Source organism: Brevibacillus sp. MER 51, from assembly GCF_023714195.1.
Classification (GTDB): domain Bacteria; phylum Bacillota; class Bacilli; order Brevibacillales; family Brevibacillaceae; genus Brevibacillus.
The window spans coordinates 39389-51902 of the sequence record NZ_JAMAUS010000026.1; the positions used below are offsets into that span (position 1 = coordinate 39389).

The 12514-nt window shown below is 46.7% G+C and carries 12 protein-coding genes; 3 read left to right on the forward strand and 9 right to left on the reverse strand.

The genetic code is table 11. The features are described 5' to 3' along the window. Nucleotides 1-190 precede the first annotated feature (190 nt). Both M3630_RS29210 and M3630_RS29215 read left to right on the forward strand, forming a co-directional pair. Nucleotides 191-2236 carry a methyl-accepting chemotaxis protein gene (locus M3630_RS29210; RefSeq protein WP_251254513.1) on the forward strand — a complete coding sequence of 682 codons (2046 nt, stop codon included), beginning with the start codon at nt 191-193 and terminating at the stop codon, nt 2234-2236. A gap of 60 nt (nt 2237-2296) precedes the next feature. Next, nucleotides 2297-2680, forward strand: a complete 384-nt coding sequence (locus M3630_RS29215) for a hypothetical protein (RefSeq protein WP_251254514.1) — start codon at nt 2297-2299, stop codon at nt 2678-2680. Nucleotides 2681-2752: 72 nt separating this feature from the next. Here the strand turns inward: M3630_RS29215 and pstB are convergent, their stop codons facing one another. From pstB to M3630_RS29235, 4 genes are all read right to left on the reverse strand, one after another. Continuing rightward, complete coding sequence (gene pstB, locus M3630_RS29220; protein ID WP_173611915.1) at nt 2753-3526, reverse strand: phosphate ABC transporter ATP-binding protein PstB; 774 nt, start codon at nt 3524-3526, stop codon at nt 2753-2755. Nucleotides 3527-3545: 19 nt separating this feature from the next. After that, a complete protein-coding gene (pstA, locus tag M3630_RS29225) occupies nt 3546-4436 on the reverse strand; it encodes a phosphate ABC transporter permease PstA (RefSeq protein WP_047073983.1) in 891 nt (296 codons plus the stop codon). Then, on the reverse strand, nt 4437-5384 hold the full coding sequence (gene pstC, locus M3630_RS29230) for a phosphate ABC transporter permease subunit PstC (RefSeq protein ID WP_007721130.1): 948 nt from the start codon (nt 5382-5384) through the stop codon (nt 4437-4439). Nucleotides 5385-5473: 89 nt separating this feature from the next. Continuing rightward, nucleotides 5474-6409 carry a phosphate ABC transporter substrate-binding protein gene (locus M3630_RS29235; protein WP_232774754.1) on the reverse strand — a complete coding sequence of 312 codons (936 nt, stop codon included), beginning with the start codon at nt 6407-6409 and terminating at the stop codon, nt 5474-5476. Nucleotides 6410-6593: 184 nt separating this feature from the next. Between M3630_RS29235 and M3630_RS29240 the strand changes: the two genes are divergently transcribed. Next, a complete protein-coding gene (locus tag M3630_RS29240; protein WP_048036205.1) occupies nt 6594-6797 on the forward strand; it encodes a DUF378 domain-containing protein in 204 nt (67 codons plus the stop codon). A gap of 585 nt (nt 6798-7382) precedes the next feature. On the opposite strand, the gene M3630_RS29245 is transcribed toward M3630_RS29240, so the two are convergent. The 5 genes from M3630_RS29245 to M3630_RS29265 form a co-directional block, all read right to left on the reverse strand. Further along, entirely contained in the window at nt 7383-7931 is a 549-nt protein-coding gene (locus M3630_RS29245; protein ID WP_251254515.1) for a GerMN domain-containing protein, read from the reverse strand. A 14-nt stretch (nt 7932-7945) separates the two neighbouring features. After that, nucleotides 7946-9601 carry an N-acetylmuramoyl-L-alanine amidase family protein gene (locus M3630_RS29250; protein WP_251254516.1) on the reverse strand — a complete coding sequence of 552 codons (1656 nt, stop codon included), beginning with the start codon at nt 9599-9601 and terminating at the stop codon, nt 7946-7948. A 172-nt stretch (nt 9602-9773) separates the two neighbouring features. Then, nucleotides 9774-10250, reverse strand: coding sequence for a hypothetical protein (locus M3630_RS29255; protein WP_251254517.1), 477 nt, complete (start codon nt 10248-10250; stop codon nt 9774-9776). A gap of 41 nt (nt 10251-10291) precedes the next feature. Next, on the reverse strand, nt 10292-10549 hold the full coding sequence (locus tag M3630_RS29260; protein ID WP_173611958.1) for a hypothetical protein: 258 nt from the start codon (nt 10547-10549) through the stop codon (nt 10292-10294). A 130-nt stretch (nt 10550-10679) separates the two neighbouring features. Then, nucleotides 10680-12272, reverse strand: a complete 1593-nt coding sequence (locus M3630_RS29265; protein ID WP_251254518.1) for a peptide ABC transporter substrate-binding protein — start codon at nt 12270-12272, stop codon at nt 10680-10682. Nucleotides 12273-12514: the final 242 nt, after the last annotated feature.

The following is a 12514-nucleotide window of genomic DNA, read 5'->3' on the forward strand; positions in this document are numbered from 1 at the left end:
CCCCACTATAGCGCACCAATGTTAGGTTTCCGTATGAAGTTTATTAAGTTTCGTTAAAGATTTCGTTTTAGGACTTTTTACATAGGTCATCTTACATTAATTTATGGTAAATCTTGCTGGCAAAGCATATACGCTCCTCTAGGTACCCCCTACAATAAAGCTGAACGTTTTGATAAGGGGAGAACAATTAATGCCAGACATAAAAAAACTATGGGGTCACTCGTCGTTTCATTATCGTTCAATTTTCACCAGGCTGTTCGCAGGCATCATGGGCATGGTTGTCTGCATGATGGCAATTGCCGCTTTCTTCATCAGCTATCAATCCGAAGCCACACTCAATGAAAAAACAAAGCAGCAATTACACGAAGCATCAGGTGCAGCTCTACAGAAGGTACATAGCAGGGTCTATGACATCGTGACCGCCTTGCAATCATTTGCTTCCACTTATAAAAACAGCAAGATCACGAACAGTCAGATCTTTGGCATTTTTACAGATTTGTCTACCAGCAATCCTACGATTTCCGAATTACAAATCGTCACCACGGACGGAAAGTATTTGACCTTTCCGGGATCACCCCTCGACAGTTCCTACGATCCGCGAAAAATGGACTGGTATGAGGGGGCATTGAACCAACCGCAGCAGGGGGTTTTTGTCTCAGATGTCTTCCAGTTTTCCAAGACGGAGTTTCCCAAAATTGCCGTCTCACTCCCTTTGCGCAATGAAGATGAGGAGCCAGTAGGCGTCGTCGTGGCATTCGTCTCTGTTCCCAAGCTGAGCGAATCAATCGGGCAGATTAAACTGGGCGAAACCGGGTATGCCATGATCGTTGATCAACAAGGCAAGCTGGTCGCTCATCCTGATCAATCCTACGCGTTGCAGCGCCCTCTTCTCTCGGAGTTGGCCATCGTGCAAAACGTCATCGCTGGTCAATCTGGGTACGAGCCGAGCAGGATCAATGAGGTGGACTCATTTGCCGCCTATCAATTTGACCCCTCCCTAAAATGGGGAGTGATCGTCGCACAGTCGGTATCCGAGGTAAAGCAAGAGGTTCGCCGCCTTCAGTTAACTATTTTGGCCGTCTCACTCGTCGGACTTGCTGCACTCGCACTCATGTTGTATGTGTATGTTCGCCGAATCATCAAGCCGATTAAGGAAGCACAACAAAAAATGTCCGCCTTTAGCGAGGGTGATCTGCTGCAAACCATGCACGTTCAAAGTAATGATGAAATTCGCCAGCTGGCTGACAGCTTCAATCGAATGAGTGAACAAATCCGGACGATCATCGGTAAAATCCAGTACGTCATCTCAGACGTCAAACAAGTAGCCGATCATGTCGGAAAAGGCTCCCGCCATTCTCACGCCATGCAGTCAGAAGTCGTATCCGTAACAGAGCGGCTGGCCCAAGAAATGGACAACCAGCAGGAGCAGATCGATGATATTCACGCCACGATGGCCGACATCACGCAAGAAATGTCTCGGATCACTGACTCCATGGAAAAAGCAATTGTACAGAGCCGGGAATCACGTCAGCAAAATGCCAGAGCAGCAACCTCCATTGATTTGCTAAAAGAAAATATGCACAATATCTCGGAGGATATGAAGGCTTCTATGCATGCCATGTCCTCCATGAGAGAAAGCATGAGTGACATCAACGAAATGCTCGGTCTGATTTCCGCCATCTCCAAGCGAACCAAGCTTTTGTCCTTTAATGCTCGAATCGAAGCTTCCAGGGCTGGACAAGCTGGGATCGGCTTCAGCGTCGTAGCAGACGAAATTCGCTTGCTGTCCGACCAGACGGAAGAGGCATCGGCCCGTATTCAAAAGGTAATTGAATCAGGGGAAGAACGAATGGAGCACGTAGCTGCCTGCTTGCAAACGACCGATCATGCTACTCTAAATGGCATTCAAACCTTGCACCAGGCCGCTTCTATCTTCCACAATACGATCCAGCTCAGTGAAGCGTTGACTGCGCAATTTGAATCGATCAGAATGCTCACAGGAACAATCTCGACTCAGAGCCAAGCCATTTCGCAGCGGGTAGACAATCTGTCCGCCTCTGCACAGCAAGTAGTATCAGGCACACAGCAGGCCGTAGCTGCCAATCAAGAAAGTCTATCTTTATCCGAACAATTTCTCGATGACTCCCTACGCCTGACAGAGATCGTGGAGGATCTGGAGCAAACCATCAAATTTTTCCGAGCGGGAGAAACAACCCCTTCTTTGAAAAATTCATGATATCATAAAGTGAATGGGAACTTTTCACAAACCTATCCTACGAAAGGGGATGTCTGGACCTTGGATAAGCGTTCCATTCACTTTTATGTCATTGCCCTATTTGTACTGCTAGCAATGTCCCTCGTAACCTTTATCAAGGTCTTCGATCAAAGCCACTATCTGCGTTACTTGTTTGTGGCGATATTTTTTGCTGGCTTGATAGTCGGTTATGTTCGATACTGGATGAAGGTCAAAAGCGAGAACATGCAGCATCAAAGCAAATGGTACAGGTATGGATTTTTACTTGCTTTTGCCCTCATCTATATGGCTATCAAATATGGTGTAAAAGCTGTTGTAGGTTATGAGGCTTCCAGCGAAGACTACGGCATTGTCATCGCGTTCTTTTTCTTGGGTCTGTTTATTTCCTACTATGGTTTTTATTCACGATATTTGCGGAAAGCCTGAAACCAATAGCACAAGAAGCCCTCCTGCAAGCTGATTTGCTTGGGAGGGCTTCTTGTGCTTTTCTATTCTCTCTTAGCCAAAACGTCCGCTAATATAATCCTCGGTTTTTTCGTTTTCAGGTGATGTGAAGATTTTCCCTGTCTCATCCATCTCGATCAGCTCACCCATCAGGAAGAAGGCGGTTTTCTCAGAAATTCGCGCTGCCTGATGGAGGTTATGGGTAACGATTACGATCGTATACTCATCTTTTAGCTGCATGACCAGCTCTTCGATTTTCATGGTAGAGATCGGATCGAGAGCGGAAGCCGGTTCATCCAAAAGCAAAATGGTTGGCTGCATTGCAATTGCACGCGCGATACAAAGCCTTTGCTGCTGTCCACCAGAAAGGGAGAGTGCTGAGTCGCGAAGACGATCTTTTACCTCATCCCAAAGCGCTGCTTTTCGCAGGCTCGATTCAACCAATTCGTCCAAATCACGTTTATTGGTCATCCCATGGAAACGCGGTGCAAATGCGATGTTTTCATAAATCGATTTAAAAAATGGATTCGCTCGTTGGAAAACCATTCCTACCACTTGGCGCAGGCTTTCGATGTTTACTTGCGAGTTGTTAATGTCGATACCATCCACAATAATGGAGCCCTCTACTCGACAAGAAGGAACCAGATCATTCATCCGGTTCAAGCTCCGTAGAAGCGTCGATTTCCCGCATCCGGACGGGCCAATAAAGGCCGTCACGGAGTTGCGTTCAATATTCATTGATATATTTTTTACGGCGTGCTTCTCTCCGTAGTATACATTCACGTTATTCGTCTGAATGATCGTTTCTTGCATGGTCAGTACGGACATGGCTGCCACCTACCTCTTCTTAGTTTGATCCTGACGTCATCTTTTTGTAAACCCAATTCCCGAACCAACGAGCGGAAAGGTTAAAGAGCAAGACGGCAATAATCAGAACAGCAGCCGCGCCATCTGCGACATCACGTGCATCCGGTGTCAGCCCCTCGCTGTTTACCTTCCAAATATGCACGGCCAAGGTCTCGGCAGGACGGAACGGATTCAGAGGTGACGTTGTACTGTTCATCGAGAAGTCGGTGAAATCCAGATTCGGTGAAGACATCCCTGCCGTAAACAGCAAGGCAGCCGCTTCCCCAAATACACGGCCAGATGCCAAAATGGCACCCGTAATGATACCTGGAAGTGCTGCTGGAAGGATGACTGACACGATGGTACGCCATTTGGTAATACCAAGCGCGAGACTCGCTTCCTTTTGACTGCGTGGTACGTTGCGCAGTGCATCCTCTGTTACACGAACCAAGAGCGGCAGGTTAAATACCGTCAGCGCAAGTGCTCCACCAAACAGGGTATAGCCCCAGCCAGTCATATTTACGAACACGAGCAATCCAAACAAACCAACTACGATAGACGGAAGAGAAGACAATACTTCTATACTCATGCGGATGAACTGTGTAATCTTGTTATCCGGCGCATATTCAGCCATATAAATGCCTGCTCCGATCCCGAGCGGCAACGCGATCAGCATGGTCAGGACCAGCAGGTACAACGAGTTGAAAAGCTGTGGTCCAATCCCGCCACCCGCATTGACAATATCCGGCGGAGAGGTCAAAAAGTCGAGATTCAGCTTATGCCAACCTTGCGAGAGAATGAAGCCCAATAGTCCCACCAAGGTACCGATAATCAGTACGGCAATCAGTGTCAAAACAACAGTAGCAGCGCGGTCCATCAGTCTCGCTTTCATCTATTTTGCCAACCTCTTTCTGCCCAACAGGCGCAAAATCACGATAAAGATGAAAGACATCGCCAAGAGCAGCAAAGCCATTGACCAGAGAGCATTGTTATACGGAGTTCCTTGAATCGTGTTCCCCATGTTCAATGTGATACCGCTAGTGAGCGTACTGATCGGTTCGAGCAAACCGCCTGGCAGCTTCGTTGTGTTACCGATAACCATCTGCACAGCCAAAGCTTCTCCAAAAGCGCGGGACATTCCCAAAACAATAGCCGTCAAACAGCCAGGAAGCGCGGAATGCAACACGACATTCCAAATGGTTTGCCAACGAGTAGCACCCAGTGCGAGCGAAGCATTGCGCAAATCCTGCGGAACAGCCTCGATAGCATCTGCTGCCACACTCGTAATGGTTGGCAAAATCATCAAGGCAAGAACAAGTCCCCCTGCCAATAAGCTGAAGCCAAGAACATCAAATTGTTCCCGAATAAATGGAACAAGCAAAGTTAGTCCAACATAACCGTAAACCACCGATGGAATACCCACCAACAGCTCGATAACCGGCTTCAATACTTTTTTTCCGAAGCCTGGAAAGATTTCTGTCATAAAAATAGCGGCGCCGATTCCGAGTGGCGCGGCAATTAAAGCAGCCAGTGCCGTTACGAAAAACGAACCGAGGATAAAGGGCAACACACCATACGCGGAGGGTTCACCTTCTGGGTCCCATTTGTCATGGGTTAAAAATTCTTTGAAGCTTACTCCATCGACAAAGAACGTCGACAGCCCTTTTGAAGCAATAAAATAGGTGATCGATAGAACGACAATAACGAGCAAACCCGCACAAATCATCGCGATGGTTTTGCCAGTAATATTCTCTGTTTTTTGACGCTTGTTCGTTGTCAGCATTTTTTGCGCAATCATCGATTGACGCTCTGTATTTACCCCTTCAGTACGATGGCTCATGTTCTCCCTCCTGGAAAGAAAACGACTGTACGCAAGCAAAATGAGGGGAAGGCCCCCCTACCCCTCTATTTTGCTGTTGACGATAACGCTTATTTTTGTGTTACTTTGCCTTCTGCATCACGTTCCACTTTCATGTCTGTGATTGGCAGGAAGCCCAATTCTGTAACGGTTTTCTTTTGTACTTCGTCAGTCAGGATGAAGTCGAGGAATGCTTTTGCATCGCCAGTTGCTTCACCTTTGGTGTACATATGCTCGTACGCCCATACTGGATATTTGTTCGTTGTAATGTTTTCTGCGTTTGCTTCCACGCCATCCAATTTCAGAGCTTTTACAGTGTCATTGAAGTAGGACAGTGCCAAGTAACCAATTGCACCTGGTGTTTCTGCAATGATTTTGCGAACAGTACCGGAGGAATCCTCTGTGATACCTTCTGCTTCTTCTTTGCCATCCAACGCGAATTTGCTGAATGTCGCGCGAGTTCCGGAAGATTTCGGACGGTTAACCAGCGTGATCTTCATATCTTCGCCGCCAACTTCTTTCCAGTTGGTGATTTTTCCGGTGAAGATGTCGATCAATTGTTGCTTGGACAAGTTGTCCACTTTTACTTGCGGGCTTACCGCTGCTGCCATACCGACAACCGCTACCTTATGGTCTACCAGTTCGTTTGCTGGAATGCCTTTTTTCTCTTCTGCAAAAATATCAGAGTTACCAATCGTTGCTGCACCGCTTGCTACTTGGCTCAAGCCCGTGCCGCTTCCTCCGCCTTGTACTTGGATTTGTGCGCCTGCATTTTTTGCCATAAAGTCCTTGGCCGCTTGCTCGACCAGAGGTTGTAAAGCGGTAGAACCCACTGCTGTCACAGGTTCACCGGAAGTTTTTGTTGTCGAACCAGAGTTGCTTTGCTCCTGGGCTGGTTGTTGCGCTGGTGCTGGTGTTTGTGTCTGCGCAGTGTTGCCGCTTCCGCACCCCGCGAGTAATGCCCCTACACATGTCAGCGCAATAAACATTTTGCTGAGTTTTTTCATTGGATGAAAATCCTCCTTAAAAGGTTCGGTTTGTTTTTTCTCTCTTACAAGTACAAACTATACAGCGGGAATGTTGTCGTATTATGTTGTGAATGTAAAGCTTTCTTAAAGATCCCGGAATTCCTGTTGTAAAACGGCGCAAGCATGGGAATAATGTCCCTATTCATTTGGTGGGGGTGTCCATGTGGAACGTTTGGCCTTGCTTTTTGTTATCATCGGTGCCCTGAACTGGGGATTAATCGGGTTGTTTCAATTCGATTTGGTCGCGAGCTTGTTTGGTGGAGCGGAGTCTATCGTAAGTCGAATCGTGTATACGTTGGTAGGCTTGTTTGGGGTATATGCCATCAAGTTTCTCTTCACGGATCGGGAAGAAACGCCAACAACATAAGAAAACTATGTCCGGCTGTTGGGGAGAGGAGGAAACAGGAGAAAACGCTCAGCTTCTTGTCCCACCCGCTGAGGGATTCACTGCCCGTCTCCATGAAAAAAAGCGAAACCCGCGTCCAAAGTCGTCCATTCAAGAGGTGTCTCAGAGGTGGACGCTTAAGAACGTGTTTCGCTTTTTGCATTACGCCTCGGTCGGTGTACCAAAGATCTTCGCTTATTTCTCCTGTTTCCTCTACGAGTTTTCCGTATTATTACGATTTTAAAAGCCTTAAAAGAATGAAGAACGTATTCAGTCACGACAGAGAAGAATATTTCCAGACGTAGCGACTTGTGGAGTCCTACCGAGCGGAGAAGCGATTAGCGGGCAAAAGAAACGCAACGTGCCCATGCGACGAAGCGGCTACCACTTTTGCGTTTCCCCGCTAATCGCTTCGGAGCGGACAGTCTCACCCCCCAGCAGGACGGAGCCTGGAGCCTAGACTGGAAATATTCTCCTCCCCACGACAGCCACTATACGCGAAACACAATCTCTACGAAAAAGACGGCACATCCCAATTAACTGGGTGTGCCGTCTTTATAGTGATGATTAATTATCCCGTTTCAGTGGCTCGGAGAGATCTACGTGCCCCATCAGCGTTTCTACTTTCTTGCCATCCTCCAAGAAGACTATCTCCTTTACTTCCGAGAATTGAAAGAAGGTATTCTTCAACGCATCCATAGCCATCGTCTCGCCACTTGAACCCATGTTGAACTGATTTTTGCTATCTGCATCAATCGTCAAGGTGCCTTTATCGATTGTAATGGAATGGTACTTGAAGTCTTTCCACAATGGAATGTGCACGTCTGGCTTTACAGGCGTCTCCAGCAGGGCAAGTGTCTTTTTGTACTTCTCGATATCTTCTGCAAACGTGATCTCTTGCTCTTCTTTTTGCAGCTCCATCACATTATTATCCGAATAGTAAACGGTGACCATTTGCTTTTTCAGAGTCGGCTCTGTTGTCGATGGATCAGTTTTTGAACCAGATGGCTGTTCTACTGGTGTGGTTGGCTGTGGTGTTTCTGTCGCGTTTTGCCCACATCCGGCCAAAAGCAGCATCACTAACGCTGCCATCCAGATCACTCGACTTTTTTTCATCGTGAAAAGCCCCCTTACTGATAAGACTCGTAGTATTCACGAATAGCCGCAACAATGGCTTTCGCGATTTTATCTTGGAATGCCGGATTCGTCAGCTGCGCGTTCTCCTGTGGATTGGAGAGGAAGCCAGTTTCGGTCAGCACTGCTGGCATTTTCGTGTTTTTGATCACATAAAAGCCGCTCTTCTTGAAGCCCCGATCCGGGAACTGCGTTGCCCCACGCAAATGTTTATGTACCACTTGGGCAAAGTCTTTACTGTTTTCATTATAATAGAAAGTTTCTGTTCCTGCAGCCGTCGGTTTCGGGAATGCGTTGGCGTGAATAGACAAGAACAAGTCGGCTTCTAACTCATTGGCAAAAGCAACACGCTCTGACAGTTCATAAAACACATCTGTTGTGCGGACAGGAACGACTTGAAACTCTGGATATTGCTTCAGCAAAGCCACAATCTTATTGGAGACAGCCAAGTTGTAATCTTTTTCATTGTTGCCAGCAGAGCCCTTCGTGCCTGGGTCTTTTCCTCCATGACCGGCATCAACGACGATCAGGTAGCCTGTTTTCTTCGGCTTTGGCGTCAATTTTACTTCGATACCGTCTTTCGTGTAAGCCAGCTCATACGTGCTCTTTTGGTTCAGCTCAATCACGACGCGAACCGTGTCAGGAGATGCACTGTATTGGCTGTAACGCAGGTTAGTAATGAGAGGTTCTTCTTTCGCTTGTTCTGCTTGATTCAGTTCATCCGAATCCGAATCTGTGCCTTGGTCTTCATCATCAGCGGAGACCGTTTGCTCGGATTCGCCTACGCTATCGTTTTTCTCGTCTTGACGTTTTAGATCTTCAATTAAATCATCATCCAATGCGGTTTGTGGGAGATCCAAGACGATCCGGTGTGGACCAGTCATTATAAACGACTGAGGAATGACAGGCATGGTCGTTTCAATACGAACACGGTCGCCGTCCTCGGATACATCTTTCATAATATTGAGGCGATCGATCTCAACTTGATTATTTTTCTTGTCCCACGCAAATGACCCTCCAAGCTCGTCCTCCAATTGACGTAATGAGAGGACTAACTGATCATCAATCGTCATCCCGCGCTCAGGTCTTTTCCACGCAAAGCCTTTTTGTCCCACTTGCTCAGCTACGGCCTGTGCGGACGCGTACATCGTGTCTTCCACTTGATACAGCTTGATCGGCTGGGTTGGCATCTTGCCATTCAGCTTGACCTGTGGTGTTTCGTTCGCAATGACAGTACGTGTACTGTTGTCCCACCCGACTGTAACACCAAGTGACTCCCCGACAAAACGCAGTGGTAGCAGCATACGCTTTTGTGAAATAACAGGCGGCGTATCGAGCTTCACTTGTTTGCCGTTCAACACTGCTGTACGGGAGTCTAGTGTAAGGGAAAGCTGCTGTGAGCCTTTGGTAATGACAGCTGTTCGAGTAGCGTCATTCCAATCCACATTTGCACCTAGCCCTTCGGCGATGACACGAACGGGAACCAACGTGCGCCCACTCTTGATGACCGGCGGTACTTCAGCACTTACTGCTTGTCCACCAATCATGAGATTGACAGCTTCCTCTGAGGCACTGCTTGCTGCAACCGCCCAACCGGGGATTAGCAGCAGGACCAGCAATGCAAAAAGCAGAGGGTAAAATCGTCTCTTCATCCTGACCTCCTCCGTGATGTCTGTTTTCTTCGTATTGTGGCGTCAGCCAATGTGCAACGTTCACCATTCTATTAGACGCTTGATGATCTGTAAAGTTTATAGTCTTTTGGTACCAAAATGAAAAGACCGCCTCCGCAAGCCCTGCGAGACAGTCTTTGCAACTGATCAATTATTATCGAAAAAATCCCCTTCTCTCTTGCCTACTTACTTCTTGAACAGGTTTTTTTATCATGTTCAAGCCCCCGTTGGCAAGAAATTGCTGGATCAGCGAAATCACAGCTGGATTCGACAGCACCTTAATGGAGTCGGCTACTTTTGGGTTTTTCAACTGGGGAATAGCGTCACCCAGATACGGTAAAAGCGGCAGTAAATCTTCGATTGAAATGGCAGGCTTTTGTGGCGGGGATACAGCTTCCACTTGGGCAGTATTCCGTCGTCCTCCAAACAGCAGACCTCGCCGTTCTCCTGTACCTTTTGGTGGTGCCTGTTTGAGACGCCCCAGTGTATTTTTCATATCCTGTAGTTCCTGTCGTACCTGACTCATTTCTCTCATCATTTGGGCATTGTTTGTATGTTGCGCATCCGCAAGTTTGTTGATCGATTCTAGCAAATGGTTCTTAGGGATAGCCTGCTTCTTTTTCGCTTTCATTTTCTCAACGATAATCCCACCTCCCTCCTCACTCTACCCCCTTATCTAAAACGTTTTTTTATATTTTCCAAATCCTTTGCAGTGACACCTTTTTTCGAAAGCTTATTCAACAAACTCCCGACATTTTCTGTTTTTTGCATCTGACGAAACTGCGCAGCATACCCGTTAACCTCTTGCTCGGTCAATTTTTTCCCTGACTTTCTGGCCATTTCACGAATGACTTCCTTGATTCCCGCGTCTGTCCTCAGCTTTTCCTTAGGAATGGATTTAACAATGTTGAGCAAAGAACCAATATCCATCAATATCCCTCCTAATTGCAGTTAGTTCCTTTTTACTCTATGTAGCCAAGGGCGTAATGGATTGGTCATTTGTCCATGAGACAGAAAAAAAGAAGAGGTCGCAAAAAACCTCTTCTCATCCGTGTTTACATTATGGAGTAATATCCGCATATTTGAAATCGATAGCACCCAGACCATCCATCACGACATCTTTCAGATTCTCGTTTTGCACCCAAGAATTCACGTAGAAGTAGATTGGCATGATTGGCATTTCATCCATCAGGATTTGCTCAGCCTGCATGAGAATGGCTTTACGCTTCTCCGGGTCTTGCTCCAGAGCGGATTGGTTCAAAAGCTCCTTGTACTTTGGATTTCCCCAACGTGTATCGTTGTTTCCGCCGTCTTTTTCCTGGAACATTTCCAAGAAGTTGATGGGATCATTGAAGTCACCCAACCAGCCTCCACGAGCGATTTGATAATTTCCTTGGTGTACGTCTTCTAAGTATACCTTCCACTCTTTATTTTCGAGCTCGATATCTACGCCGAGGTTTTTCTTCCATTGATCCTGTATTTCTGTTGCGATTTTTTTATGACCTTCGGATGTGTTGTAGATGAGTGTAATTGGAGGGAGTTTGGAGATCCCCTCTTCCTTCATACCTTCTACCAGTAATTTCTTTGCTACTTCAAGGTCATTATCTTTGAAGTAACCGTCTTTGTTCAACGCCATGCTCGGTGGTACAAAGCCTGTTGCCGGCACTTGACCAGCTTGCAGGATATCGGAGGTGATGCTTTCACGATTAATGGCATAGGCGAACGCCTTACGAATTTTTGCGTTGGTAAAGGGTGCTTGCTCTGTATTGAAACGATAAAAATAGGCACCGGCGATTGGCTGAGTTTTCAATATACCAGCTTCCCTCAAAATCGGAAGTGCGTCGGTTGGCAGCGAGGAGTTTGGAGCACCTGCCCAATCCAGCTCGTCGTTATCAAACAAGGACAATTCCGTATTCTCATCCTCTATCATGGTGAATTCGATTTTGTCCAATTTTACATTGGCTTTATCCCAGTACTTCTCGTTCTTTACGACAGTCAGATTGCTCTTGTGTTCCCATCTTTCCATTTTGAATGGTCCGTTGCCAACAACAGTCTTTGCCTCGTAAGCCCATTTTTTGTTGCCTTCGACTACCTTCTTGTTTACCGGGAAGTACGTTTTGAAAGCAACCAGCTCCGGGAAAAATGGCGTCGGGTTTGTCAGTTCCACTTTTAGCGTCTTATCGTCAATGGCCTTTACCCCAACGTCTCCCGCTTTGCCGGTCCCATTATTGAATGCTTCTGCGCCTTTCACATAATACAACTGGTAGGCGTAGCTGGAATCTGTCTTTGGATCGAGCGCGCGCTTCCAAGCATATTCGAAGTCATGTGCCGTTACTGGATCGCCGTTGCTCCATTTTGCTTCACGAATCTTGAATGTATAAGTCTTCCCATCCTCAGAAACGGTATAGCTCTCTGCCGCGGCTGGGTGCACCTTTCCGTCTTTTCCGAGACGTGTCAGACCTTCGAATACAGCTGTGATGATCGTACCAGAGGTAGTATCCTCCGCAATTCCAGGGTCTGCTGTAGGCGGCTCCGATTGCAGATTTATTCTTAATACCTTAGGCTCAGCCGCTTGGATAGAACCTTCGTACCCGGTCATCATTCCACCGAAAACGAGGACCGAACTCAATACCATAAAAACACTCTTCTTCATCATACACCCTCCAATAATCCCTGATAGAATCTTCCGAAAATAGTATACAATAAAAAGTAAAAATTTGGATGTTAAATAGATAAAAAAAGAAGAAAGGTGAGTAAAGCACCTTTCTTCAGGCTGTCGAGAAAGTCGACAGCCATTTTTATTTTACTTAATTTTAAAGCGACACCGCGTTAATTTGTTATAATTCTTATAATTACATTTTATAGTAGGTGATAATTGTGCTTACCTCCAATGAT

What these genes read in the sequence shown, in the direction of transcription:
- pstB (WP_173611915.1), bottom strand. Translation starts at nt 3,526, where the DNA reads ATGTCCGTACTGACCATGCAAGAAACGATCATTCAGACGAATAACGTG.
- M3630_RS29260 (WP_173611958.1), bottom strand. Translation starts at nt 10,549, where the DNA reads ATGGATATTGGTTCTTTGCTCAACATTGTTAAATCCATTCCTAAGGAA.
- M3630_RS29210 (WP_251254513.1), top strand. Translation starts at nt 191, where the DNA reads ATGCCAGACATAAAAAAACTATGGGGTCACTCGTCGTTTCATTATCGT.
- pstA (WP_047073983.1), bottom strand. Translation starts at nt 4,436, where the DNA reads ATGAAAGCGAGACTGATGGACCGCGCTGCTACTGTTGTTTTGACACTG.
- M3630_RS29245 (WP_251254515.1), bottom strand. Translation starts at nt 7,931, where the DNA reads ATGAAAAAAAGTCGAGTGATCTGGATGGCAGCGTTAGTGATGCTGCTT.
- M3630_RS29265 (WP_251254518.1), bottom strand. Translation starts at nt 12,272, where the DNA reads ATGAAGAAGAGTGTTTTTATGGTATTGAGTTCGGTCCTCGTTTTCGGT.
- pstC (WP_007721130.1), bottom strand. Translation starts at nt 5,384, where the DNA reads ATGAGCCATCGTACTGAAGGGGTAAATACAGAGCGTCAATCGATGATT.
- M3630_RS29255 (WP_251254517.1), bottom strand. Translation starts at nt 10,250, where the DNA reads ATGAAAGCGAAAAAGAAGCAGGCTATCCCTAAGAACCATTTGCTAGAA.
- M3630_RS29250 (WP_251254516.1), bottom strand. Translation starts at nt 9,601, where the DNA reads ATGAAGAGACGATTTTACCCTCTGCTTTTTGCATTGCTGGTCCTGCTG.
- M3630_RS29235 (WP_232774754.1), bottom strand. Translation starts at nt 6,409, where the DNA reads ATGAAAAAACTCAGCAAAATGTTTATTGCGCTGACATGTGTAGGGGCA.